Here is a 25,962-nt window from a genome sequence, read left to right as displayed (position 1 = left end):
CTTGTCCGCTGCCCAGTTGACCCATCATGACGAATCACTCCCGTCGATCGATGTCTTCCAGGATACCGAACAATCCGCGCGTCGACAGACTTTTTCAACACAATCCTTCTCGGTGCGGTCATACGTTGGGCCCAACGCGGAATGGCGGTTAGGGGTCGGGAGGACTCGTTCATTGACAGTGAGAAGTGCCATTCGCCGACGCCGGTTCGCGATTGGCAGCAAAGTGACCTGCAGCCGACGCACCGGCGGCTATCGCCGAGCGTCGGCAATGGCCGAACTGCGCGAATAACATGTCGGTCAGGTAACGGCGTCCTTCTGCCGTTCGCCCATCGGGTCAGGCGGCGGGTGTCGAGTGCCGGGGGCGGAAACCGCCACTTCGTGGCAACGGCACATGGTTCAGCCGCCGCCGTCCGTGGCACAGGGGACCTGCGTGTACTATTCGTGTTGAACACAGCGGACGACTGCTACGGACGTAGAGCATGAGCTGTGTAATTGCAGCTCGCCTGAAAGCGGTCCTGGGAGACGATGAAATGCGCGTACTGATCGTCGATGATCACGATCTGTTCAGAGCCGGATTGGCACTTCTGCTGAGAGAGTTCTGCCCCAACATCGAGTTGCTGCACGCGAGTACGTTGTCCCAAGGCGTGAAGCATGCGCTTGGCGAGCTCCTGAACATCGTATTTCTCGATCTCGATCTTCCCGATGGCCACGGTTGCGGCGCGCTTGCCAAACTGAAGGAGTCGCGCCCTTCGTTACCGGTGATCGTAGTATCGGCCGATGAAAGCGTGGAAACCATCAGTCGGTGCATCGAACTTCGCGCCATGGGATACGTACCCAAGTCGTCACCTCCTGAAGCACTTCATGCAGCGATAAGCGCAGTGCTTGCCGGAGGCGTGTTCCTGCCCGCCGCCAGCATCGCGAGGCTCAGGCGTGACATGGGCACGGACGAGGCTCCGGTAAGTGGGCCTGGGAACGCACAGCCGAGCGGTAATTCGGAAATGAGCAGCGCATCCGGGCTGGGGCTCACTCCGAGAGAGTTCGAAACGTTGGCGTGGCTGGTGCGCGGGCTTCCGTCCAAGGCGATTGCGTTGAGAATGGGGCTCGAAGACATTACAGTACGAAAATACGTCAGTCATTTACTCGCGCATTTCAATCTGCGGCGCCGTACTGAACTCATCGTCATGCTGGCGGATAAAGGGATCAAACTTGGCGTCCCGCCAGTCACGGATCCCGCACATGATCGAAGCCCGTCGGCCGCTGGGCGGCAACGAGCCGACTGACTTCAGCGAGCGTGCTTTCCGGCGTGGAAGACTTCCGTAATAGTACGAACGGCTCGGCGAAATCGCGAAGTGTGTGCCGAGACACCAGTTCGCCGGTGATGAACGCGACGGGAAGCACGCCTGCCCAGGCGAAATGCTGCCTGATCCGTTCGGCGACCTCGATGCCGTTCGGCCCGTCCCCTAGCCGGATATCGGTGACGATGATGTCGGGTACGCGGCCATCGTCGGCGAGAATCGCTTGGAATCCCTTCATTGACCCGGCAGAATCCACCAGTGCGCCAGCACTGAGGAACAGCCGGCGCAGGCCCTCAAGAACGGTCGGTTCGTCGTCGCAAAGCAGGATGTATCTGCCGTTAAGGATGGACGTGCATGCGGGGTTCGCTTGATCTTTAGTCTCAATGACGGGTGCTGATTGCGATATCGGGGCGTACAGGGAAAAACGTGACCCGCGGCCTTGGACCGACGAGAAACGCATGCTGTGCTTCGGCAGAATCCCGACTATCCGGTTGACGATAGACAACCCAAGACCAAGGCCTTTCGACCGGTCGCGGCCAGGATTGTCAATCTGATAGTACTCGGCGAATATCGCATCCCGATGCGCGGGCGAGATGCCGACGCCGGTGTCCCACACGTCTATGCGAAGCCGTTCCCCGATCTCCACCCAGCCGACAACGATGCCCCCCACGGAGGTGTATTTGATCGCATTCGATATGAAATTGGACAGTGCCCGTTTGAACAAGGCGTGGTCACTTTCAATAGGCGGCGGGGAGCGCTGGCGCAGGGTGAGCCTCAAGTCGATGCCCCGCGATCTCGCCGGCTCGAGGTATTGCTCGAAGACCTCCATAAGCACGGTCTGCGTATCGACTGGCGCCAGGTGCGGAACGTATGAGCCCAGTTCGCTATAGTCCTGGATGTCCTTGAACATGTCGAGGATGTCGCGTGCCGTTTCCTCGATAACGTCGAGATCATGGCTTGCGGCGTGTCGATCTTCGAGTTTTATCCGCGCGCTACGGATAAAGAGGTTGATCGCGGCGAGAGGCTGCTGGATGTCGTGATAGGCCGATGAAAAGAACCGCTCCTTTTCTCTGACGACTTCTCTCATGCGTTCATTTTGTTGCTTGATCACCCGGGAAGCGGCGTCGACGCGTGCCTTGGCTGCGCGCAAAGTCTGCCGGAACACAAATTCGCGCCGGGCAGCGAGTTCAAACTGAATGCAGACGCCAATACCAACGAAGTACATCAGGAACACCATAGCCCCGGTGGTAAACCAGTGAGACCACGGTGTGGGGATACCCCAAATGTATTGGAGCAGTTCTATAAGATTGTAGGTTGCAACGCATAGTCTGACTAACCATGCTGCCGTGATGGTACGAAGTCGGAATAACGTGAATAGCAGGAAAAGGACAACAAAAAAGCCGGGGAAAATCTCCTGTCCGACGCGGAGTGGCGGGTAAACGTTGACCAACCCCAATAGGGCGAACCAGCAGCTTAGCGTCACTATGCAAAGTAATCTGACGGCCCAGCGTTCGTCAAAGCCGCGTGCTCCCCACATCAACCAGACCGGCAGGGCCATCCCCACGGCACCTGCAAGTCGCACACAGCCAATGTAGAAGAGGATGCTGGAATCAAGCGTGTTCAGCAGCAACCAATCACGGATAGCAACCGCAGTCCATATCAGTATGAGGCTGGCGCCAGCCAGCCTGCGTTGGCTCGCGTAGCGACGCGCATAGTCCGTACGGAACGCGTGCTCTACAGCCGCCGAGCCAAACTTGCGTACCAGGAAGCCTAAGAATCTCATAAGGCCGCTTGATCAGGAAGGCGCCGTACGCGGAGAGCGCGCGACATCGGCAGGCTGTATCGGCGCATCGCGGGTTAGACAGGTCCCCCGCCGAACGTGGCTAAGGGGTACGACGGCACATGCCGGTGAAAGCGGCGCTGGTGGTCATCGGTGCGCAACGCCTTCGTGCGAAAACATATATGAACAGAATAACAGGTCGCCATTTCTACCATCAGCCACAAATGTATCAACAAATAGGCTGTGTTCCTGGCTGCACAGGAAGGCTCAGCAAGGCGCTCAGCCGTCATTGAAGGCGACTTGCTGATACTTCACCGGGATCGGCTAAGGGGAGTGCATACATCTTTCGTCGGCGTTGCGGGTCCCTCGCCTACGCATGTGCGTTGCGACGGCGTTGCGCCTGACCAAGAATGAATAGGACAGCAACGCTGAGGGGACATTTGTCGAGTGTACCCGGAGCGGTTGGTCATCGTGATGAGCTGCACCGGCCTTGGCTCATGCGAAAGACTGCTGTAGGTCGACATGAAATGAACAGGCTAATCGCTTTAACTCCAAACGAGCCCTCTCACGAAATCTTATCAATCGGTCGCCACCGGTATTGCGGCTCGTGCGCGGCACGCTCGATGCGCGTGGATTTCGAGCTCGGGGCACCAGAATAACGAATCGCATGAATGGAAAACTCAACGTAGATAAAGGAACCAACGTGAAATCACCACTGATAGTCGCATCCGCTGTCGTGCTGTTTGTCATGGCCGGTGTTGCGCATTCGCAAGGCACACCGCAAGCCTCTGAACCCGCCCCGCAAGAAAACGCCGCAACACAAGCTTCTGACCCGAGTGCGGGGATGGAAGCATACGGCGGTACGCCCGACACACAGGTGCAAGCCGGTGCAAAACATGCCAGACCGTGCCGGATGGATCCTCAATGCAACGTTTTTTTCGGAGGGAGCTAACAAAGAACTGACGGCGCGCGAGCCATGGCTGAAAAGTACCCGATGCCCGTGTCGCGAAGGGCACGAAATTCTTGGTCCGGCTTACCGAATTCGCCGTCACTCTTTCAGGTGGCGCCTCCTGAGAGGGAAGGCGCCACGACACGCGAGAGGCGCGACGGCTTCGGAAGCGAGCGGAAGGGGCGTCATAACGAGCATCTGGGCGGTCGCGAAGCTTGAGTTCGAAATCGCCGCGCCGGTTGCAACTGGCAGGACGTCAACGTTGGTGCGGGCCAAGGCCAACTCTTCTTCGCGTCAATTCAGCCTTCGCGGGACCGCTCACTTAAAACGACGTCTCGGCCGCGCACTTGTGGGAATTCTTTCCCCGGTCGCAGGTTCGGCGTCGCTAACGCAACCCGTTGATGACGAAAAGGTGAAGAAATGAAAGTGCAACCCTTGGCTGTAGCCATCATGCTATTCCTGCTCACCGCGGCCGGCGCTGCCGACTCTCAGGAAATGCAACCGTCAGACGTCGCTAGCCATTCGCCCAGTCAGCAACCACTAAATTCATCGCAGCGGGCGATGCCGATGGACGGCGACAGTCCGTGGGACTATGGAGCCCAGTCGGGCGGACGAAATGGTTACGGCAAAACCCGAGACGGTCAACCGTGCGTGGCGGGCCTGTCGTGCGATATCTATCAGGGTAGTTAACCTGGCGGCTGTGTCGCGATAGGTCACTCGCTATCTGAAAGGACCGAGACGACCGATACGATCGGTAAAACAGATGCTGAATGGGGGCGAGGCGTGAGGGCACCGATCGAGGAAGCTGCCGTCCAACTGCTCGACGCCGCCACTGGCAGCAACCCGCCGCCCATAGCTGACGAAGAACCGAGCCCGCTCGCACGTCGGCTATGTCCGATATCGAGTCAATCGGTTTGCCAGTTCACCGGCGGGATTTGCCTCTAGCCGACCACGCTACGAGCACACGCGAGCAGGCCGCCGGTCGTAGTGGGTACGCTCCGAGATCCGCTCTACACGCTGAAGGCGGCAAAGAGTCCGAATGTCTTCAACGCCATGAAAGTTTAAAGTCTCAATCTTGCAAGATCTCTTGTCGATTGGCACGCACCCATTTTGATTGTTCGATTCCGGAGATCGAAGCTGGAGCTGCTTGCGGCCTCGAGTGTTTGTTTTCGTCATCGTGTTTGGGTACGCGACGATCGAATGTGATGGGACAAGAGGCGCCGCGATTCCAAGACCTAATGTGTGCAAAGTGTGAAGGCGATATCACTGCGGTTCATCTAACGCAGAGTCGTTGTCGCCCGCGCACGCTCGTGCATCGCGAGTTAGTTGTGATGTGCAAGAGCAGCGAGGATTGCGGAGCAAAGAAGCCGGCGCTGGTCGAGCCTTGGTCGCGGCCTGTGGGAGGGCCAAAGATCTCTGGAATTATTGCAATGATGAATTTCCATGGTCGGCCCTACCCGAAAGCGGCCGATACCTGAAATATTAAAAACAGCTTTCATTTTTCAAGGTCCATTGCACGGCCACCCAGCGGCGTTTCCAAGTCTATTGCTCATTTTTCTGAGTCTATTGTGCAGGAACAGCCGCTTGCTGTTTCTTACGAAAACCCGGCCTTGATTTGTTGAACAGTTAGTCATAATATCGAGGCCATGAAGCAATCGGGCCATCTCAAGCAATCCGCAAAAAAGGGCGACGTGTGTGCGCGCGGCCGGCCGCGCGAGTTCGACACGGACACCGTGCTGAAGAGCGCGAGCCAGGTATTCTGGAACCACGGCTACCACGCGACGTCGATCGACGACCTCTGTAAAGCCACGGGCCTGTTGCGCGGCAGTCTGTACGGCGTGTTCGGCGACAAGCACGGCATCATGCTCGCCGCGCTGGATCACTACGCGGAAGGGTCAGTCGCACGGCTCGCCGAGCGGCTGAATGCGCCGGTGCCGGCTGAAGAGGCGCTGCGCAGCGCGTTGCTCCACTACGCGCGGGTCGCGTGCGCGCTGACGGGCGAGCGCAGCTGCTTCATCACCAACACCACCTTGGAAATGCAGCCGGGCGACGAGGAGCTGCGCATCCGCGTCGCGGCGATCCAGCGCCGCATGGCGACGCTGCTGGCGGCGTCCGTGATTCGCGGCCAGGCGAGCGGCGCATTCAATTCGACGCTCGATGAAAAAGCCGTCGGCGATTTTCTGCTCTGCGTGATGCAAGGTCTGCGCGTGTTAGGGCGCGTCGCGCACAAGGAAGATGCGCTCATCGGAATAGTGGACGTCGCGATGCGCGCGCTCGTCTAATTTTTTTGCTTAATTTTTGAACGATCAGTCATGAATAGAGATGCGATCGAGTCCGCTCCGGCGGCACTCGCTGGATGCGCGAGCGGCGGTGCGGGCGTCGTGACATGCCCCGGCGCCGTGGCGGCCGGCATCGCGACGTCGGCGGCGGCGCCCGCTGCATCGGTATCGGCGCCGGCGTCGGCCGCGGAAAAAGCCGCGCCGCGCTTCGAGCGCCAGGGCCTCGCGCTGGCCGTGCTGTTCGTCGGCGCTTTCCTTGCGCCACTCGACTATTTCATTGTCAACCTCGCGTTGCCGTCGATTCACACAGGCCTGAACGCCAGCGACGCGCAATTGCAGCTGGTGGTGTCCGCCTACGCCTCCGCGTACGCGGTGCTGCTGATCACCGGCGGCCGCCTCGGCGATCTGTACGGGCGCCGCCGCATGTTCATGACGGGCATGGCGGCCTTCGTGGTCGCTTCGGCGCTGTGCGGCTTTGCGACCAGCGGCCATATGCTGGTGATCGCGCGGATCGTGCAGGGCATCGCGGCAGCCGTCATGGCGCCGCAAGTGCTTGCAACCATCCGCGCGGTCGTGCCGCTGCATCAGCAGACCAAGGTGATGAGTCTGTATGGCTTCGTATTCGGGCTGTCGTCGATCGTCGGGCAACTGGGCGGTGGGGCGCTGATCACGTATCACCCGTTCGGGCTGGACTGGCGCATCATCTTCCTGATCAATATTCCGATCGGCATCGCGGCGTTTCTCGGCACGTGGAAGTTCGTGCCGGAGAACCAGCCGGCCACGCGCACCGGCATCGACGTGAAAGGTGTCGCGCTGTTGTCCGCGGTGCTGCTGCTGGTCATCTACCCGATGACCCATGGCCGAGAAGCCGGTTGGCCCGCGTGGACGTTCGCGATGTTCGCGCTCGCGGTCCCCGCGTTCGCGCTGTTCGTGGCGACCGAGCGCCGCGTGGAGCGCGGCGGCGGCCATCCGCTGGTGGATCTGCAACTGTTCCGCAATCGGGCATTCGCGCTGGGTCTGGTGCTCGCGTTCCTGTTTTACTGCAATAGCGCGTTCTTCCTCACCTACGGCATTTTCCTGCAAACGGGTTTGCACTGGACGCCGCTCGCCTCCGGCATGGCGATCATGCCGTTCGCGCTCGGCTTCGTGGTCGGGCCGCTGACATCGCCTGCCGTGGTCAAGCGCATCGGCGGCCATGTGCTGACGCTCGGTTTTTCGATGATGACGATCGGTTTCACGGTCACCGGCTGGTCGGCCACTCAATCTGCCACGCCGGATCTGCTGTTCTACTGCGGGCTAATGTGCGCTGGCGTCGGTCACGGGTTGCTGTTGCCGTCCATCATGCGCATCGTCCTGCTCGAAGTCGTGCCGGAGAAGGCAGGGCTGGCCTCAGGCGTGGTGTCGTCGACGCTGCAGATCGGTTCGGCGTTCGGCACGGCGGCCATCAGCGGCGCGTTCTTCGGCGCGGTCGGCGGCCGCGTGGCGCCCGCGGCATACGCCCACGGATTTCAGATCAGCCTCGCGATCAATGCGCTGCTGATGTTTGTCTGCATCGGTTTAAGCGTGCTTTTGGTGCGCCATCAGCAACTGGCGCTGCGCCGTTCCGTGCAGCCGGTTTGAAAGTCCGCTGCCGTAATCGTTTTCAGCGGGTGATTTGCCGGCATTATTATGCACGTTTAAACAAAAACATAAATATGAAGCGCGCTATTTACCGGTGAGTGTCCTGTTCACAGGTAACTTTTATTTTAATTGAAACCAGTGCGATGTTCTGCAGTGATTCAGGTATGAAGAATGCATCAGGCATCTTTTACTTTGTCCGGTTTCGCTCTCAGTAAATGGTGCCATCGTGCACTGCCGTATGGGCCTGGCTTTGCGGCGATGTTCAGGGATTTTCCTGGTTTCAAATCGTGCAGGTCAGGATGGCAGGGACATTCCAGGGACGCTGGAAACGGTATTTCTAAAAATAACTTGCCGCAGTTAATTTCGATTGTTAATCTTGGCGCTCTTTAGAGACTTCCCTCAGTAGGTCTAATGTCGAGAAACCCGGCGCAATGACTTAATCACGCTCATCCGCTCCGTAGGGGAAACAAAATGCTAACCGCTACCATTGACGCACTCCAGACATCGCCCACCGCGAGTTTCAGCGTTGGCGACGTCGTGACGTTGAAGGACGGGGGTCCACGCATGACCGTGACTTATTCGGGTCCGGTCGCGCTGAATCCCGGCGACTGGCTCATCTGCGAGTGGTTCGACGAATACGGCGAACTGCGTCGCGAAATGTTCGCGCCCGCGAACGTCCGTGCCGAACCTCGCTCGATTCCGGCCGGCTCCGTGCGCTGGCAACAGATTAGCCGCGCGGCTTGAATCCAACTGAATGAGCAGGCGGCGGCCGTCATCCGGCTGCGGTCGGCTATTCACTCTGGCGGCTGGGCACGTCCAACAAATCACTTCTTTGCATCGTCTCGCACCGAGGCGCGGTTGTGCACGCGCAGCATCAGCGCTGACGAGAACGCTCGCATCCGCGTGATTTTGCGCGTCTGCATCACTTCGCCCGCGAGGTTTTTCGGCGGATTCGGTTGCAACGACCAGTAAAGCGCAAGCACCCAGCCCAGCACGGTCCAGCCGAGACAGGCGTTGAATAGCGCCAGCGTCAGCGCGTCATGACGCTTGCGCCGGTCCGCTAGAACCGCCGGCAGAAAATACAACGCCAGCGCGAACACTGCGGCGATGATCTGGACGAGCATGTTGCCAGCCATGAGCAACTCCGATGCGCGATGCATGCAGCGATTGTCGCGCGAATGTTTCGTTTGCGCAGCCGGGTGATGCGGCAAGTGCTGCGGGGGACGCCGTGAGTTCGCCAAGGGGTTCAGCCGGTCGTGCATCGGGATTATCATGGTCGTCTCGACCGAACCGAACCGCCAGGACCGCCATCATGATCTCCGACGATACGACCCAGCAGGCTCAACGCATCAATCCCGACACGCTTCGCGAATTCGTGGACCGCAAGTGGAACGACGAGATCGTCCCCGCGTTGACGGACTACATCGCGGTGCCGGCCAAGAGCCCGGCCTTCGATCCTGATTGGGCCGAACACGGTTATCTGGAGCGCGTGATCACCGACGCCGCGCAATGGGCCGAGCAGCAACCGGTGCGCGGTCTGAAGCTCGAGGTGATCCGCTTGCCCGGCCGCACGCCGGTGATCTTCTTCGAATCCGCCGCGACCCGCTCCGGCAGCGAAGAAACCATCGTGCTGTACGGCCACCTCGACAAGCAGCCCGAGTTCGATGGCTGGCGCAACGACCTCGGCCCCTGGACGCCGAAGCTCGAGAACGGCAAGCTCTACGGCCGCGGCGGTGCCGACGACGGCTACGCGATCTACGCAAGCATCACGGCGCTCGCCGCCCTCGACGCGCAAGGCATCGAGCGTCCGCGTTGCGTCGGTCTGATCGAAACCTGCGAGGAGTCGGGCAGCTACGATCTGCTGCCGTACGTCGACGCGCTGCGTGAGCGGCTCGGCAAGGTCGGTCTCGTCGTGTGTCTGGACTCGGGCGCGGGCAACTACGATCAACTGTGGCTCACCACGTCGCTGCGAGGCCTCGTTGCCGGCGACCTCGAAGTGCAGGTGCTCGACGAAGGCATTCACTCGGGCGGTTACGGCGGCATCGCGCCGTCGAGCTTTCGCATCATGCGGCAACTGTTCGACCGGCTAGAAGATGCCGCCAATGGCACGCTGCTGCCGAAGGGTTTCCATAGCCCGATCCCCGCGGACCGTCTGCATGAAGCGGAAGCTACCGCGCAGATTCTCGGCGACGACGTCTGGAAGAAATTGCCATGGGCGTGCGGCCAGGACGGCCGCCACGTGCTGCCCACCACCACCGATCCGCAAGAGGCCTTGCTCAATTCGACGTGGCGTCCCTCTCTGTCGGTGACGGGCGCGGCCGGGTTGCCCGCGCTCGCCGACGCGGGCAATGTGCTGCGTCCGCGCACCGCGTTCAAACTGTCGCTGCGTCTGCCGCCGCTGATCGAAGCGGAAAAGGCCGTCACCGAATTGAAGGCGCTGCTCGAACTCGACCCGCCGTACAACGCGAAAGTGACATTCAAGCCCGACGCCGGCGCGGCGAGCGGCTGGAACGCGCCGGACCTCGCGCCGTGGCTCGCCACGGCGCTCAACGACGCGTCGCGCCGCCACTACGGCGCGGACGTCGCCTACATGGGGCAGGGCGGCACCATCCCGCTGATGAACGTGCTGAAGGCGGGTTTCCCCAAGTCGCAGTTCATGGTGTGCGGCGTGCTTGGGCCGAAGTCGAACGCGCACGGCCCGAACGAGTTCCTGCACGTGCCGTACGGCAAGAAGCTCACGGCCGCGGTGGCGGAAGTGATTGCCGCTGCGCCCTGAGCGCGGTCGCACTGCTCAGTCCGGCCGCTTGCTCCGCTCGTCGAAAGAGAGCGAGCGGCACTCCAGCGCTTGTGATTTTCCTGAACCGGCTCGTTGAATGACCGATAACCAGACTGCCCGTCCCGCCACCCTCCGGATTCCGGCCGATCAACTGCATGCGTATGTAACCGCGATCTGGGTGCAGGCGGGCAGCACGCCGCGCGAAGCGGCGCTCGTCGCGGATCATCTGGTGGCGGCGAATCTGACCGGACACGACTCGCATGGCGTCGGCATGATCCCGCGCTATGTCGCGTCGCTCGCCGACGCGCAACTGCAACTGAATCTGCATGCTGATGTGGTAAAGGATGCGGGCGCGGTGCTGACCATCGAAGGCGGCAAGGGTTTCGGCCAGGTCGTCGCGTTCGAAGCGATGGAGCGAGGCATCGAGCGCGCCAGGCGTCTCGGCATCTGCGCGGTCGGCTTGCGCGGCGCGCATCACATCGGCCGCATCGGTCATTGGGCGGAACAGTGCGCGCGCGCCGGACTCGTGTCGTTCCACTTCGTCAACGTCGCGGGCGATCCGCTTGTCGCACCGTTCGGCGGCGCGGACCGGCGCATCGGCACGAATCCGTTCTGCGCGGCTTATCCTCGGCCCGGCAAGCCGCCGCTCGTGCTCGACTTCGCGACGAGCACGATTGCCTACGGCAAGACGCGCGTCGCGTACAACCAGGGCAAGCACGTGCCGCCCGGCGCGTTGATCGATCACGCAGGGTTTCCCACGCTCGAACCGAAGGTCATGCACGAAGAACCGTTCGGTTCGCTGACGCCGTTCGGCGGTCACAAGGGCTTTGGGCTCGCGGCGATGTGCGAGATTTTCGGCGGCGCGCTGTCGGGCGGCTTCACGACGCACACGCAGACCCTTGGCACGACCAACGCGATCATCAACTGCATGCTGTCGGTGATCATCGATCCCGCTGCCTTCGACGCCCCCGACGCGCAAGCCGAAGCCGATGCGTTCATCGAGTGGGTGAAGGCCTCGCCGCTCGCGGCGGGCACCGATCGTATCTACGAACCCGGCGAGCCCGAGCGCGTGACACGTGCACAACGCGAAGCCGAAGGCATCCCCGTCGACCCCGCCACGTGGACGCAGATTCATGAGGCGGCGCTGGCGGTCGGTATGAGCGAAGAAGAGACGCGGCGGTGGTCTGCGCACCTGCGGTAAAAGGGAAGCGGCATGTGCCGACCCGGCACTGGCCGTCGATATCTGCAATTCCGGTTTGAATATGCGTATTGGCTATAAAACCAATATGCAAAAATAAGCAACATTGCAGAATTCTAATTTCGAATACATTTTCAAATTGGCCGGCATTTCTTTTTATTGGCCGGATTCAGCAAAAAATGCCGATTTGTTCGCTCGCTAATTAACAGGCCCAGCGCGCGGATCTTCGCGCTTTTTTGCCCATTTGCGGTGCGCAAGCGTTTGCGCCTGTATGTATTCCACAACCTCGCTCTCCCATCGTCGAGTGCTTGCCGGCGTGGCCTCCAGGCCGGTTTGCGTTCATCTGTTCGTTACCCCGCTCCCATCCGATTCCGGTCTGTTTTAGGCTCGCATTGCAATGCGAGTGTCTAACCTTAAAAGGACCGATCAAAATGAATCTTCATAACCACCACGCCTGCCGTCCGTTCCTCGAAGCGGGCAATCTTTCGCAAATCTCCGCTTACTACGAAGAAGGCCGCAACATCATGTGGATGATGCTGCGCGCCCAACCGCGACCCTGTTTCAATCTCGATCTGGTGCACGATATTCTGGGGCTCGCGCAGGCGGCGCGGGACTCCGGTTTGCCGATCGATTTCTGGGTCACCGGTTCGTTGATTCCGACCATGTACAACGTCGGTGGCGATCTCGACTTCTTCGCCGAGACAATCCGCGCCGGCAAGCGCCAGGCGCTGATGGCCTATGCGCGATCCTGCGTCGATTGCGTGCACGCGGCGGCGAGAGGGTTCGATACCGGGGCGATTTCGATTGCGATGGTGGAGGGCACGGCGCTCGGCGGGGGCTTCGAGGCCGCGCTCGCGCATCATTTCCTGCTCGCGCAGAAAGACGCGCGCATGGGCTTTCCGGAGATCGCGTTCAATCTGTTTCCGGGCATGGGCGGTTATTCGCTGGTCGCGCGCAAGGCAGGCATGCGTCTCGCCGAGGAACTGATCGGCGTCGGCGAATCGCATACGGCGGAATGGCACTTCGGCAAGGGTCTCGTCGACCACTTATTCGAGCCGGGCGAGGCCTATCTGGCCACGCGCACCTTCATCGACACCTTGAAGCCGAAGATGAACGGCATCCGCGCGATGCTGCGGGCGCGTCAGCGCGTGCTGCAACTCTCGCGTGCCGAGCTGATGGAAATTACCGAGGATTGGGTCGACGCCGCCTTCACGATCGACGAGAAGGATCTCGCCTTCATGGAGCGGCTGGTGATGCTGCAGAACCGCCGTACGTCGAATCTCCATCAGGCGGCGCCGAGCGCGGCCAATTTCGCTTGAGCCGACGCGGAAGCTCAGGCGATCAGTCTGAGCTTCTGCCTGTCCTGCAACCAGCGCTCGAATTCGGCGGCGGGCATGGCCTGGCCATACAGGAAGCCCTGGACGTAATCGACACCGAGTCCCTTCATGAACATTTCTTCCGATTCGGTCTCGATGCCTTCGGCGACCACCTTGAAGTCCAGCTCCTGCGCGACCGCCACCATCGAGCGCACCAGCGCCTGTGCTTTGGTGTCGGCGTTGATCGAGCGCACGAAGCTGCGGTCGAGCTTGATGACGTCGAGCGGAATGCGGCCCAGTTGCGACAACGACGAATAGCCGGTGCCGAAGTCGTCCAGATGCACCTGCGCGCCGAGCTGGCGGAACTGCTTGATCAGATCGATCGCGGCCGCCTCGTCCTCGATCAGGCAGCTCTCGGTAAGTTCGAGGTCGATCAGGCAGGGGTCGAGGTTCGCATGCTGCAACGCCTCGGTGAAATGCCGCACCACGGCCGTGTCGACCAGTTGCCGTGCCGACACGTTGATCGCGATGCGCAGGTTATAGCCAGCCGCTTTCCAGCGGGCGGCCTGTTTCGCGGCGGTTTCCATGACCCAGCGGCCCAGCACGCCGATCAACCCGGACTCTTCAGCATAACGGATGAATTCGGCCGGCATGATTTGCCCGCGCTCCGGCGAATTCCAGCGCACCAGTGCCTCGGCGCCCTGCACGGTGCCGGTGGCGAGCGACAGCTTGGGCTGGTAATGCAGCGTCAGCTGGCCTTCGTCGAGTCCACGCCGCAGGTTGGTGTCGAGCCACATGTACTCGGCGACCCGGCGGTTCATGTCCGCCGAGAACACGCGATGGGTGCGCTTGCCTTCGTCCTTGGCGGCGTACATCGCGGTGTCGGCCGAACGGATCAGCGACTCGAGACTGTCGCCGTGTTCCGGATAGCGCGCGATGCCGATCGAGCAGCCGGTGTACACCTCGACGAGCCCGACCGCGAAGGGCGTGCGCATGCGTTCGAGAATGCGTTGCGCGGTGGCTTCGAGCCCGTGCGCGGTGCCTTTGGCGGCGAGCACGATGAATTCGTCGCCGCCCAGGCGCGCGAGCGCGTCGCCTTCGTTCAGGCAGGTGCTGATGGCCGCCGATACGTCGGTGATCAGGCGGTCACCGAACACATGGCCGTAGTGATCGTTGACCTTCTTGAAGTTGTCGAGATCGAGGAACAGCACGCCGACCGCTTCGTTCGGGCCGGCTTCTTCGATGGCCGCGCGGATCTTGTCCTGAATTGCGTTGCGATTGGCGAGCCCGGTGAGCGAGTCGGTATTGGCGAGTTCGGTGAGCCGGTCCTGCGCGAGTCGTTGCTCGGTGATATCCGTGCCCGAACAGATCAGGAACTGTTCTTCGACGCCGCTGCCGCTCTGGACGAATTTATTGCGGAACAGGAAGAGCCGTTCGCCATGCACCGTTTTAATGCGCCGCTCGACTTCGTACGACACGCCGCGATTGAAAAAGCCCGCGATGTTCTGACTGGACGCCACGCCGTCTTCGGATGACATGAACAGCGCCCACACGTTACGGCCGATGATGTTCTCTTCCTTGACCCCGGTAAGCTCTTCGGCGAGGCGGTTAAAGCGCTGTATCCGGCCATGCCGGTCGACGATGACCACGACCGAATTGACTTCGGAGACCACCTTTTCGGCGAACGAGAGGCCGTGAACCAGGTCGCGGGCGACGGATTCGGTGTCGTCGTAGGCCGAGGCGGTGCCGGCCCACGTGTTGCTGCTGAGTTTTTTGCCGACGAGATGCAGACGCAACGGTTCGCCGAACATGCGCACGTCGACGACGATGTGTGAGGTCGCGCCGGTGAGGCAGCGGATTTGCGACGCCTGTTGAGGATTCAGTGGAATGGCGACGTTCGCAGGCGCATCGCCGTTGACGGGCGTGAGTTCGAGAGCGTTGCTGTCGGCCGACAGACGCCAGCAAGGGCTGCTCGTGCCGAACTGGGCATAAAGCACCTGGTCGTGTTGGTCGTCGTTCATGAGATCCCCGGGCGATGTCTGCCGGTGGTCCCCGTCAAGGCGCGAGGCGGCAGACAGTCTTTAACGTGCTGAAGACTGGCCACATTGTAGCGAAGCGGCGGAATTCGGGCTTATAAACATTAACGGTCGGGTGGTCGAGAGCTTTAGGGTCGCTTTGGCGTCATGGCCGGTGTTGGTGGAGATATTTGTGTTGAATGACGACCGCTACACGCACCCGCCCGCAGTCACGCCCGTTCGAGCCTGCTAGAACCGGCGCGCGAGCAGTCCGCGGGCCTGCTCCCGGCCTGCGGGATGCGCTTCCAGCGAGGCGTCAAACCAGAATTTCCCGGCAACCAGTGTGGCCACTATCACGCCGTCGCGGTACAACAGCCGATTACCCGCCACCGCGGGCACGCGCTCGCCGGTGAGCAGGGTCCCGGCGAGATTCAACGGATCGGTGCCGGCGACGCACACAAAAGCACCGTCGTTCGCATGGCGTCGAACTTCGCGCAGCACGGGAATCGCTTCGGGCAACGCAAACTGCTCGCCGGCGAGACCATTGACGAAGCGCCCGCCGCGAATCACGCCGCGCGCTTCGAGCCGTTGAAACACGCGCAGCAGATCGCGCCACGGCGGCAGCCATTCGGCCTCGCGTTCGAGCAGGCGCCAGAACACCACGCCATAGCGGCGCAGCAAGGTCATCGCGACGTGTTCCAGCACCTCGGGTGGCAACTGGCGGCGGCCGGGCGCCTCCGTGTCCGTGGCAAGCGGGCGGGGGCTCACCAGCGCCCAGCGCCCCGCGTCGTCCATCCCGCCGATCAACGCGCTGGCGCGCGCGCGCCGGTTGCTGGAAAACGCATTGCGTTTGGCGATCGGCTTGAGGAGGGCGCGCAGCCCCGCAAAGCTGTCGGAGTTCGCGAGGCCGGCGGCGACCAGCTCGCCGAGCGCGTTTTCCAATTCCATCCGTAGCACGCGGACGTCGGCGAGCAACTCGTCGAAGAACATGGCGCCATGCTGCGCGAGCGTGTCGTAGACACTCTGTGCGAGCGCGGATAGCTCCACTTGCCTTGCCGGATCGAGCAACGCGCTCCACGTGCGCACGCGGGCGCGCGGCAGCAGCACGATCGGCGTGCTGCGGATCGGGCCGGCCGCACCGCGCGCACGTTCGGTGAGCCGGGTCCAGACGATCTTGCCGGCGCGGCATAGTTCGTCGAGCGAAGTATTCGCGTAGGCTCTCACGCGTGCGGGCAGGATGTCTTCCTCCCATGCACCCGCCGCGGCCTGGAAGCCTTCGAGCTGGTCGAGCACGCCGGCCAGAGCGTCGCGGCCTTCGCTGCGCGTGTCCGGCGTCAAATGCTGCCACTCGAACAGAAAACGCATGAAGTCGTGCCGTTCCACCGGCTCGATCTCGCGGCGCAGGCGTTTCACCGTGTAGCGATGAATCCGCGCGAGCAGATGGCGCTCGCACCATTCTTCCTCGGCGGTCTGCGGCGTGAAGCGGCCACGCATCAGATAGCCTTGCGCTTCGAGACGCGTCAAGGCCTGTTCGACCGTCGCCGCCGGCAAGCTCAGCGGCCGTGCAATCGCGCTGACCGGCAGCGGGCCGAAGCCGGTCAGGCGCGCGCGCAATACATCGAGCAGCGCGTCGTCGGCACTCCAACTATCCGTATAGCCTTTGGGCGCTGTGAGTGGCGGCGTATAGCGCGTGCGCGGCAGGTCGGGGTAGAGCGCCTGAAAAGCGGTGAGGCGCTCGGCGGGCAGCCACACGGCGGCATCGTCGGCGATTTGCAGGCGGGTGGCGCGGCCGGACTCGGCCAGCGATGCGAGCCATGCCGCCCAGCCGTCGTGGGCGCGCGCCTCGGCGTCGGTGATGCAGGAGAGACCGGTCAGCGCTTCGTGCATCTCGTCGGCGTTGCGCGCCTGCGGCCACGCTTCGTCGCGCACGCTGTCGATCGCGTCGGCGTCGAGCGCGCCGAGATCGTCCGTGCTGGCCGGGTCGGTCCAGCGGCGATTCAGCACGGCTTGGGTGCGGCGTTCCTCGATCGGCGCGTCGTCGAGGTAGGCATAGGGCTTCGCGTTGAGGATTTCGGCGGCAAGCGGCGAGGGCGCGGGCAGATCGCGCGCGACCAGCCGCACTTCGCCCTGTTCGATCCGGCGCAGCAGCGCGAGCCAGCGTTCGCTGTCCATCGCGTCGTGCAAACAGTCGTCGACGGTTTGGTCGACTAACGGATGACGCGGCAGCTCACGTTCGCCGACCACGTTCTCCAGACACGCGGCCTGCTCGGGAAACACGCTCGCAAGCAGGTCTTCGCTGCGCATGCGCTGCAGTTGCGGCGCGGTTTTGCGCCCGCCGGTATAGCGCGGCAGGCCGAGCGCGGTGGTCGCGTTCCAGCGCCAGCGGACACCGAACAGCGGCGCGTCGAGCAGCGCCTGGATCAGCAGATGCTCGGCGTTGTTCGAATGCAGATAGCGCCAGACGTCGTCCAGTACGAACGAGTGGCTGCCAGTCAATGACAGCACGATCGCATCTTCGGTGGCGGCCGCTTGCAGTTCGAAATTGAAGGTGCGGCAGAAGCGCTTGCGCAACGCGAGCCCCCACGCGCGGTTCACGCGGCTGCCGAAGGGCGCGTGGATGACGAGCTGCGTGCCGCCGGATTCGTCGAAAAAGCGCTCCATCACCAGCGTATTCTGCGTGGGCAGCACACCGAGCGCCGCGCGGGCTCGCGCGAGGTAATCGACGATCTGGCGCGCGGCGGGTTCGTCGAGATCCAGCGTGTCGATTAGCCAGTCGATGGCGTGGTCGATGCGGGCGGAGATGGACTCGGCGCTCGGCGCGGGGTTTTGCGGGGCGAGGCGTGTAGGCGCGGTTGTCGTCGCGCGCTCGGTTAGGGTGCTGCGCCCGCGGGCTGCTTCTGCGTTGCCTTCTGCATGTGCTTCGGCTGTGCTTTTCGCTTTGGCTTTGGCTCGCGTCGCCGCGCCGGTGCTCGCTTGCACCGCGCGCACTTTTGCGCTTGCCGCCGCGTCAAGATCCTCCCCCTCGAGCCGACGCGCGATCTCCGCGCGCAAGCGCGCGACCGCGAACGACAGCTCATCGCTGCGCCCCGGCGCCTCGCCGAGCCAGAACGGAATATTCGGCGGCTGCCCGTGCGCGTCCTCGACCCGCACGCGCCCGCTCTCGATGCGCAGAATCCGGTACGACGCATTGCCAAGCTGGAACACGTCGCCCGCGAGACTCTCGACCGCGAAATCCTCGTTGACAGTGCCGATGTTGATTGCCTGTGGTTCGAGCACCACCGCGTAGTCCGCGTTCTCGGGAATCGTGCCGCCCGACGTGAGCGCGACCAGCTTGCCGCCGCGCCGGCCGCGCAGCGTGCCGCTCACCACGTCGCGATGCACGTAGGCGCCGCGCGGACCATTGCGGCTCGTGTAGCCCTCGGCGAGCATGCGCAGCACCGCGTCGTACTGGTCACGTTCGAGGTCCGCGTACGGCGCCGCGCGCCGCAGCATCGCGAACAGCGCGTCCTCGCTCCACTCGGCGCTCGACACTTCGGCGACGATCTGCTGCGCGAGCACATCGAGCGGCGCGCGCGGAATGCGCAGCGCGTCCAGTTCGCCGCGCCGCACGCAGTCAAGGAGCGCCGCGCATTCGATCAGATCGTCGCGCGAGGTGGGAAAGAGCCGCCCTTTGGGCATGCCGCCCACGTGATGCCCCGAGCGTCCGACGCGTTGCAGGAACGGCGCGATTGCCCGTGGTGAACCCATCTGGCAGACGAGATCGACGTCGCCGATATCGATGCCGAGTTCCAGCGAAGCGGTGGCGATCAGCACGCGCAACTCACCGCGTTTCAGGCGTTGCTCGGCGTCGAAGCGATGTTCCTTCGCGAGGCTGCCGTGATGCGCGGCGACGATTTCCTTGTCGAGCCGCTCGGTCAGATGACGCGCGACGCGCTCGGCCATGCGCCGCGTGTTGACGAATACCAGCGTGGTTCGGTGCATCGCGACGAGTTCGGCGAGGCGGTCGTAGACGCGTTCCCATACTTCGTTGGGCATCACCGCTTCGAGCGGTATCGGTGGAATGTCGAGCGCGAGATCGCGCGCGCGAACGTGGCCCACGTCGACGATCGCGCAGTCGGCGGGGATGCCGCTATCGATGCTCGCGCCGCCCACGAGAAAACGCGCGACCGCGCTCACCGGCTTTTGCGTCGCCGACAGGCCGATGCGAGGCAAATTCCGCTGGCACAGCGCGTCCAGGCGTTCGAGGCTGAGCGCGAGGTGGCTGCCGCGCTTGCTGCCGGCGAGTGCATGGATCTCGTCGACGATCACCGTGCGCACCGTCGCGAGCATGCGCCGGCCCGAGTCCGAACCGAGCAGCACGTACAGCGATTCCGGCGTGGTCACGAGAATATGCGGCGCGCGCTTTTTCAGCGCGTTGCGTTCCTGCTGCGTGGTGTCGCCGGTACGCACGGCCGTGCGGATATCGAGGGGCGGCAGCCCGCGCGCGTCGAGTTCGGCGGCGATGCCTTGCAGCGGCAACTGCAGGTTCAGGCGGATGTCGTTGGAGAGCGCCTTCAGCGGCGATACGTAGACCACCAGCGTTTCATCGGGCAATGCGCCGCCGTTGGCGAGGCCTTGCTGGACCAGATCGTCGAGTGCGGAGAGGAACGCGGTGAGCGTTTTGCCCGAGCCGGTCGGCGCGGCCACGAGCGTCGAGCGGCCCCGGCGAATCTGCGGCCATGCGGCGGCTTGCGCGTCGGTCGGGGCGGGGAAGGTCTTGAGGAACCATGCGGCGACTGCCGGGTGGAAGTCGTCCAGCGCGCGGTGCGTCGAGGGAGGCGAAGCCTGATCCGCGGCGCAATGCACCGCCGTGGAACCGGAAGCCGCGTCCAGCGCGGCGGAAGTCGTGGCCGAAGTCATGCTTGCGTAGATGGGGGCGTGGCGTGCCATATCCAGAGGACGTCGAAAACGGCGACCGGTTGCGAAGCGCAGTCGTCAGTCTCGCAGGTTTTGACGGGCTTTGCCGGGGAATGGGTGCTGATAGCCGGGCCGGAGTCAGCCAGCGTGCGTACCGGCAATTCTGCTGCGCGGTTGTCGCGTGTTTGCCGTTTGGGCCGGTTGCAAGACACGAGCCCAGCGGAGGCTCAGGCGCGTCATGTTTAACGCATCATCGATGCGTGAAGCTCATGGGATCACTTCTCCATCACCCCGTGCGAATCGTAAGCCGTTTGAAAAAAGAGGCCTACGTGTGGCCCATAAACGTCCGCCGCGCGCTCTGCTCGATCGCGTCAATTGCAGTACTCTCTACGCCTCCCCTTCACGAACACAACGATGGAGTTTCGACGATGCGATACAACCAGCTAGGCCGTACCGGTGTGTTTGTTTCAGAACTGTGTCTGGGCACGATGACCTTCGGCGGGGGCGACGGCATCTGGAAACAGATCGGCGATCTGCAGCAGGGCGACGCGCAACGGCTGGTCGGACGGGCGCTCGACGCGGGCATCAATTTCATCGACACGGCCGACGTCTACGCGGACGGCCTGTCCGAACAGATCACTGGCCAGGCGTTGAAGAACCTCAAGGTGCCGCGCGACAAGGTCGTGGTGGCGACCAAAGTCTTCGGCCCGACCGGCGAGTTTCCGAACGCGCGGGGCGCATCGCGTTACCACATCATCGACGGCGTGAAGGCGAGCTTGAAGCGTTTGCAACTCGATCACGTGGATCTCTATCAGATCCACGGCTTCGACCCGGCCACGCCGATCGAAGAGACCGTGCGCGCGCTCGATACGCTGGTGCAGCACGGTCACGTGCGGTATGTGGGCGTGTCGAACTGGGCCGCGTGGCAGATCGTGAAAGCGCTCGGCATCGCGGAACGCCTCGGGCTGGCCCGCTTCGAAACGCTGCAGGCGTATTACACGCTCGCGGGCCGGGACCTCGAGCGCGAACTCGTGCCGATGCTCCAGAGCGAGGGCCTTGGGCTGATGGTATGGAGTCCGCTTGCGGGCGGACTGCTGAGCGGCAAATATGGACGCGAGCAGCAGGGCGAGGCGGGCAGCCGGCGCACGAGTTTCGATTTTCCGCCGGTCAATCGCGAGCGGGCGTATGACTGTATCGACGCGATGCGCGAGATCGCGACGGCGAAGCGGGTGTCGGTGGCGCAGATCGCGCTCGCGTGGCTGCTGCACCAGCGCGTGGTGAGTTCGGTGATCGTCGGCGCGAAGCGGGTCGAGCAACTCGATGACAACATCGCGGCCACGAAGGTGACGCTCAGCGCAGAAGAACTGGCGAAGCTCGATCAGGTCAGCGTGCTGCCCGCGGAGTATCCGGGGTGGATGCTGGCGCGTCAGGGGGAAGGGCGTCGTACGCAGTTGGCGCAGACGCGCCAGGCAGGGTGATTGCGGCGCCAATGTCAAGGCGCGCGCCGAATCTGTTGTCGCGCCGTGCGCCGCCAGACGTCGCGCGAGCATAGCCTGCCTCGACGCGCCGCGACACGACGCGCGCCGCGCTGACCGCAACACCCTGCGGCCAGCGCGGCGCGGGTCGCGACACGTACCGCCGCTCATCAACCCGCCGCTTCGTTTCCCTTATTGGCGTCAGCCGTATATGCAGCCACGGCGTCCATCGTCCGAGCCGAATACACCATCGTCGCGCCCGCGTTCATTGCGACCGCCACGCCGAGCGCTTCGGCGATTTCCTCGCGGGTCGCACCGTGCTTCAACGCTTCAGCCGTGTGCACGGTAATACAACCGTCACAACGCAGGCTGACCGCTACCGCGAGCGAAATCAGCTCGCGCGTTTTGGCGCCGAGCAGGTCGGCTTTCTGACCGGCGCTCGACATCGTCTGATAGGCTCTCACGGTATCCGGCGACAGTTTCGCAATCTCGCCGATGCGGCCGGACAGTGCTTTGCGGTAATCGATCCAGTTCAACATGGCAGTGCTCCTTTGTGTGCTGGCGTCGGCGGGCGCCGGCGTCGTGGGACACAGTATTGCGCTGCGCCGCGATATCCTGAATACTCGCTGGGCTCAACTTTTAGCGCGCACGTCTCATGGACACGCTCAGCCGACTGATCGACCTTGCGAGGCCGCAAGCCAGCCTCGATCTGCGCTGCCTGCTCTCGGGCGCGTTCGACGTCGATCATGCGCCGATGGAAGCGGGCATCGCGCCGTTTCATCTGGTGCTTGGCGGCGCATGTCTGATCGAAACCGCCGAGGGCATGCAGGTGCCATTGCAGGCCGGTGATTTCATGCTGTTCCCGCGCGGCGGCGCGCATCGCGTGCGCGATATGCAGCGCTCGGACGGCGGCGCGCCGCTGACGACGGGTCATGACGGCATGCTGCCTTTGCGCCGCAACGACGGCCGCGGTACTGCGGGTGATAGCGAAAACAGCAGCGAGCCTGATAAAGACCGGCAGACGCGCGATGGCAACAAGCCCCCCGTCAGCGAACCGGACGCCAGCCGCCAAGATCGCCGAACCAGCGCGGACCAGCCCATTGAAACCCCCGGCGTCGATCTGCTCTGCGGCCGCTTCGTCTATGCGCCCGGTTCATCCGCGTTGCTGCTGAACGCGCTGCCCGACCCGTTTCATGTGTCGCTGGGCGGCGCGCCGACCCTTGGTGCATTGCAGGCCGTGATCGGCGTGATGCGCGATGAAGCGTCGCGTCGTCAGCCGGGCGCGCTCGCGATCGTGACCGCCCTGAGCCAGGCGCTGTTCGCAATGGCGCTGCGCGTGTATGGCGAGCGCAACGCAGCGAACGCCGGCGTGCTGGCGCTGCTTGCCGACGCGCGCCTTGGGGCATCCGTACAGGGCATGTTTTGCGCGCCCGAACGGGCATGGACGATCGCCGAACTCGGCGAACTCGCGGCGATGTCCCGCGCGACCTTCGCGCGCCGCTTCAACGAGCGCGCGGGCGCGACCGTGATGGACTTCCTCACGCAGATTCGCATGACCATCGCGTGCGATTTGCTGCGGCGCACCCAACGCAGCGCGGCGGAGATCGGCGAAGCGGTCGGCTATCAGTCGGAGGCCGCGTTCGGCAAGGCGTTTGCGCAGAGTGTCGGCGTGACGCCGGGCCGTTACCGGCGTCAGCCGCACGAGCCGCAGGGCGTCGGGCAGGAAGGCTAGCGCGGCGCGTCGGGATTGCCGAGCCAGCGCTGCTCGATGCGGGCCATCAGCCAGGCGACCAGCAGCGCGCAGATCGTGCCGATCGTTACTTCGCCGAGCCGCAGCAACGCGGTGTCCCACGCGGACCCCATGCCCGGCACCAGCAGCATGATGGTCGCGGTGATGCCGCCCAGCCGCGCCGCGCTGCCTACATTCACGATCCAGCAGATTACGATCGCCGCCGCCACCGTGGCTGCATACGCCGCGAAGTGTCCCTGCCCGAGCAATGCGCCGGCGAGACCGCAGATGCCGCCGACCATCGCGCCAATAAATTGATCGCGCGACAGCTTGCGGGTGTCGATATAACTATGCTGGCTCACCGCGATTGCGGTAATCGCGGCCCAGAACGCCTGTTCGGTATGCAGCGCGCGGCCAATCCCGAAAGCGAGGCTTGCGCCCGCGACAGCCTGCACGGCCATGAAGCCGCCTTCGATCAGCCGGTCGCCGAGCGGCAGCGTCTTGAGGAAAGCGAACAGCGAGTTGGCCGCGCTTGCCCGTGCGGTGCGTCGTGAGTCGTCGGGTGGAGTCATCGAAGGGGAGCGTCTCGCCGTGGCATGAAGGTCCCGTATTCTAGCGACTCCAGTTTCACGGCGAGTGGATCGCGCCGCGCCATCAAACTCATCGCTTCCATGATCACTTCTCGCCGCTGCGCAACCGGCGATACCAGTTCATCAACGGCGTCGCCGACACGCCGTGGATCACCACCGACGCCGTGATCACCGCGAGCGTGAGCGGCATCAGCGGCATGACGTCGTCGGCCGAGCCGTGTTCGAGCGCGAACGCAAGATAGTAGAACGAACCGATGCCGCGTATGCCGAACCAGCTCATCAGACGCCGCTGCGCGGGCGTCGCGCTCGAGCCGAGCAAGGACAGCTCCACCGACACCGGCCGCACGATCAGGAACAGCGCGACGCACAACGCCGCAGTATGCCAGGTGAACAGCGCCGGCTGCAGAGTGGCGAGCACATTGCCGACCATCGCCATCGCAGCCACCTCGGCGATGCTTTCGAGTTCGATCGTGAAGCCGAGCACCGACTCCGTCATATATGCGTGCGCTTTGCTCGGATTGGCCGCGGTCGCGTCGACGTCTTCGGCATCGACCGTGCCGAGCCTTTGACGCGGCGACTGACCACCGCTCGCGCGATGTTCGACACGGCGCATCGCGACGCCCGCGGCGAATACCGCGAGAAAGCCGTAGGTGTGCGCGAGTTGCGCGGCGCCGAACGACAGCTCGATCAGACCGAGCGCGAAAAAGCCTTCGAGACCGAGCGCCTGTGCATGACGCATGCGCAGCCAGGCCACCGCGTGCGTGGTCGCCCAGCCGAGTGCGCCGCCGATCCCGATCGCGCCCGCTACGCCCCACACCATGCCGGCCGCGAGCTTCAGGTTCAGCAGCTCGGCGCCCTGACCGGCGGGCGCCGCGCAGAGCGCGAGGCCGAGCATCGCGAAGGGCAGCGCGATGCCGTCGTTCAGACCGCCTTCGCCGGACAGCGCAAAGCGCAGAAGGTCATGATCGCCGGGATTGTGGACCTGCACGTCGTGCGCGAGCACCGGATCGGTGGGCGCGAGAATCGACGCGAGCAGCAGCGCGGGGCCCCAGTCGAGACGCAGAAGGTACACGCCGAACAGCGTGAGCAGGGGAATGGTCGCCAGCATCGCAAGGAAGCCGAGGCGCAGCGGCACGGTCCACAGCCTTTCCAGTACGCCGAGGCGCAGACGCAAGCCGATCGCGAACAGCGAGACCAGCAGGGCGACTTCGGTGACGGTGCGCAGCAGATGCGCGTCGGCGGCCATATCGAGGCGCAATAGCGCGATGCCGGGCAGCCCGAGCACGTAGCCGATCGCGAGGTAGAACATCGCGGCGCTGACAGGCAGGCGCCGCAGGGTCGTTGCCGCCAGGCCCATGAACACGAGTACGGCGCCGACGATGAGAAACCACGAAGTTTCGCGCATGAGCTTCCGTGAGCGCCGGCATGCGTGTTCCGCGCGATGTCGGAGGCAGGCTGCCGGCCGGTTGAAAGAGGCGTGCGTGCGTGCGGATGCGCTATGTCAAGGCGCTATGTCAAGGCGCGCGGCCGAATGCTTCGCGCAGTTTGCGCTTGGCCTGCTCTAAAGTCGCGCGGCGTGTTTTCGGCAGATTCTTGCCGGCGCGATTGATGTAGAAGTTGAGCATCGACATCGCCGATTGATATGGCGTGCCCTTGCGCCGCCGGCTGTGCGTCGACGAACGCTTGAGCGACTGCGCGATCGACTCGGCGCTGCCGCTTTTGAAAATGTCGTGTTCGATATCCATCGCGTCGCTGGTCTCCATCACATGATGCGACCACTTGCGCGAACTGTGTGCGCCTGACTTCGCAGCCTTCGCGCGATGCGCGGCATGCGCCTGGGCGTGTCGCTGACGGGGCGGGCGTCCCGACCTGCCGCGTGTGACCGGGCGTTTCGTCTTACTGGTGGCTTTGCGGGCGGCCATGAGCTTTGCCTCTGTGGGGACGGTTTGAGTACCTGGATCGCGGCGCGGCGTACGCGTGCGCGCCTTCGCCCGATCCGGGGCGTGTGCAGTCAATCGCGCCGGCAGCGAGGTTCGCGGCATGC

General features: G+C 63.4%; 20 protein-coding genes. 12 read left to right on the top strand and 8 right to left on the bottom strand.

Features of this window, described 5'->3' with window-relative positions:
• Both HV770_RS38205 and HV770_RS17675 read left to right on the top strand, forming a co-directional pair.
• On the top strand, nt 1-289 hold a 289-nt coding region (locus HV770_RS38205), incomplete at its 5' end, for a hypothetical protein (RefSeq protein WP_217468612.1).
• Nucleotides 290-479: 190 nt separating this feature from the next.
• On the top strand, nt 480-1,280 hold the full coding sequence (locus HV770_RS17675) for a response regulator (protein ID WP_217468611.1): 801 nt from the start codon (nt 480-482) through the stop codon (nt 1,278-1,280).
• On the opposite strand, the gene HV770_RS17670 is transcribed toward HV770_RS17675, so the two are convergent.
• A complete protein-coding gene (locus HV770_RS17670; protein ID WP_175161590.1) occupies nt 1,222-3,078 on the bottom strand; it encodes a hybrid sensor histidine kinase/response regulator in 1,857 nt (618 codons plus the stop codon). The two genes, HV770_RS17675 and HV770_RS17670, sit on opposite strands and share 59 nt — an antisense overlap.
• A gap of 664 nt (nt 3,079-3,742) precedes the next feature.
• Here HV770_RS17670 and HV770_RS17665 point away from each other — a divergent pair.
• The 5 genes from HV770_RS17665 to HV770_RS17645 all read left to right on the top strand — a co-directional run bounded on the left by HV770_RS17665 (nt 3,743) and on the right by HV770_RS17645 (nt 8,667).
• Nucleotides 3,743-4,027: a hypothetical protein gene (locus HV770_RS17665; protein ID WP_246290966.1), complete on the top strand. Its 285-nt coding sequence runs from the start codon at nt 3,743-3,745 to the stop codon at nt 4,025-4,027.
• Nucleotides 4,028-4,444: 417 nt separating this feature from the next.
• Entirely contained in the window at nt 4,445-4,714 is a 270-nt protein-coding gene (locus HV770_RS17660; protein ID WP_175161588.1) for a hypothetical protein, read from the top strand.
• A 956-nt stretch (nt 4,715-5,670) separates the two neighbouring features.
• Nucleotides 5,671-6,306 (top strand): TetR/AcrR family transcriptional regulator, encoded by a 636-nt coding sequence (locus tag HV770_RS17655; protein ID WP_175161586.1) that lies wholly within the window; start codon nt 5,671-5,673, stop codon nt 6,304-6,306.
• Nucleotides 6,307-6,336: 30 nt separating this feature from the next.
• Nucleotides 6,337-7,923, top strand: a complete 1,587-nt coding sequence (locus HV770_RS17650) for an MFS transporter (protein WP_175161584.1) — start codon at nt 6,337-6,339, stop codon at nt 7,921-7,923.
• A gap of 471 nt (nt 7,924-8,394) precedes the next feature.
• Nucleotides 8,395-8,667 carry a YodC family protein gene (locus HV770_RS17645; protein ID WP_175161582.1) on the top strand — a complete coding sequence of 91 codons (273 nt, stop codon included), beginning with the start codon at nt 8,395-8,397 and terminating at the stop codon, nt 8,665-8,667.
• Nucleotides 8,668-8,747: 80 nt separating this feature from the next.
• Here the strand turns inward: HV770_RS17645 and HV770_RS17640 are convergent, their stop codons facing one another.
• Nucleotides 8,748-9,059, bottom strand: coding sequence for a superinfection immunity protein (locus tag HV770_RS17640; RefSeq protein ID WP_175161580.1), 312 nt, complete (start codon nt 9,057-9,059; stop codon nt 8,748-8,750).
• A 176-nt stretch (nt 9,060-9,235) separates the two neighbouring features.
• Here HV770_RS17640 and HV770_RS17635 point away from each other — a divergent pair, with 176 nt between their 5' ends.
• The 3 genes from HV770_RS17635 to HV770_RS17625 all read left to right on the top strand — a co-directional run bounded on the left by HV770_RS17635 (nt 9,236) and on the right by HV770_RS17625 (nt 13,216).
• Nucleotides 9,236-10,699: a M20 family metallopeptidase gene (locus tag HV770_RS17635; protein WP_175161578.1), complete on the top strand. Its 1,464-nt coding sequence runs from the start codon at nt 9,236-9,238 to the stop codon at nt 10,697-10,699.
• Between the two features lie 97 nt (nt 10,700-10,796).
• Nucleotides 10,797-11,900, top strand: a complete 1,104-nt coding sequence (locus HV770_RS17630; protein ID WP_175161577.1) for a malate/lactate/ureidoglycolate dehydrogenase — start codon at nt 10,797-10,799, stop codon at nt 11,898-11,900.
• Nucleotides 11,901-12,328: 428 nt separating this feature from the next.
• Entirely contained in the window at nt 12,329-13,216 is an 888-nt protein-coding gene (locus HV770_RS17625; RefSeq protein WP_175161575.1) for a crotonase/enoyl-CoA hydratase family protein, read from the top strand.
• 14 nt (nt 13,217-13,230) lie between these two features.
• Here the strand turns inward: HV770_RS17625 and pdeR are convergent, their stop codons facing one another.
• Nucleotides 13,231-15,234: a cyclic di-GMP phosphodiesterase gene (gene pdeR, locus HV770_RS17620; protein ID WP_175161573.1), complete on the bottom strand. Its 2,004-nt coding sequence runs from the start codon at nt 15,232-15,234 to the stop codon at nt 13,231-13,233.
• A 243-nt stretch (nt 15,235-15,477) separates the two neighbouring features.
• Nucleotides 15,478-20,127, bottom strand: a complete 4,650-nt coding sequence (locus HV770_RS17615; protein ID WP_175161571.1) for a DEAD/DEAH box helicase — start codon at nt 20,125-20,127, stop codon at nt 15,478-15,480.
• A gap of 425 nt (nt 20,128-20,552) precedes the next feature.
• Here HV770_RS17615 and HV770_RS17610 point away from each other — a divergent pair, with 425 nt between their 5' ends.
• Nucleotides 20,553-21,602, top strand: a complete 1,050-nt coding sequence (locus HV770_RS17610; protein ID WP_175161570.1) for an aldo/keto reductase — start codon at nt 20,553-20,555, stop codon at nt 21,600-21,602.
• Between the two features lie 167 nt (nt 21,603-21,769).
• On the opposite strand, the gene HV770_RS17605 is transcribed toward HV770_RS17610, so the two are convergent.
• Nucleotides 21,770-22,138, bottom strand: coding sequence for a carboxymuconolactone decarboxylase family protein (locus HV770_RS17605; RefSeq protein WP_175161569.1), 369 nt, complete (start codon nt 22,136-22,138; stop codon nt 21,770-21,772).
• A gap of 116 nt (nt 22,139-22,254) precedes the next feature.
• Between HV770_RS17605 and HV770_RS17600 the strand changes: the two genes are divergently transcribed.
• Complete coding sequence (locus tag HV770_RS17600) at nt 22,255-23,331, top strand: AraC family transcriptional regulator (protein WP_175161568.1); 1,077 nt, start codon at nt 22,255-22,257, stop codon at nt 23,329-23,331.
• Here the strand turns inward: HV770_RS17600 and HV770_RS17595 are convergent.
• The 3 genes from HV770_RS17595 to HV770_RS17585 all read right to left on the bottom strand — a co-directional run bounded on the left by HV770_RS17595 (nt 23,328) and on the right by HV770_RS17585 (nt 25,840).
• Nucleotides 23,328-23,900 carry an FUSC family protein gene (locus HV770_RS17595; protein ID WP_175161567.1) on the bottom strand — a complete coding sequence of 191 codons (573 nt, stop codon included), beginning with the start codon at nt 23,898-23,900 and terminating at the stop codon, nt 23,328-23,330. The two genes, HV770_RS17600 and HV770_RS17595, sit on opposite strands and share 4 nt — an antisense overlap.
• A 103-nt stretch (nt 23,901-24,003) precedes the next feature.
• Nucleotides 24,004-25,323, bottom strand: coding sequence for a cation:proton antiporter (locus HV770_RS17590; protein WP_175161566.1), 1,320 nt, complete (start codon nt 25,321-25,323; stop codon nt 24,004-24,006).
• A gap of 109 nt (nt 25,324-25,432) precedes the next feature.
• Nucleotides 25,433-25,840 carry a DUF3175 domain-containing protein gene (locus HV770_RS17585; protein WP_175161565.1) on the bottom strand — a complete coding sequence of 136 codons (408 nt, stop codon included), beginning with the start codon at nt 25,838-25,840 and terminating at the stop codon, nt 25,433-25,435.
• Between the last annotated feature and the right edge of the window lie 122 nt (nt 25,841-25,962).

This window comes from Paraburkholderia fynbosensis, from assembly GCF_902859935.1.
In the GTDB taxonomy this organism is placed as follows: Bacteria; Pseudomonadota; Gammaproteobacteria; order Burkholderiales; family Burkholderiaceae; genus Paraburkholderia; species Paraburkholderia fynbosensis.
Note: the sequence above shows the minus strand (reverse complement) of the source record. Positions and strands in the feature narration are given on the sequence as shown.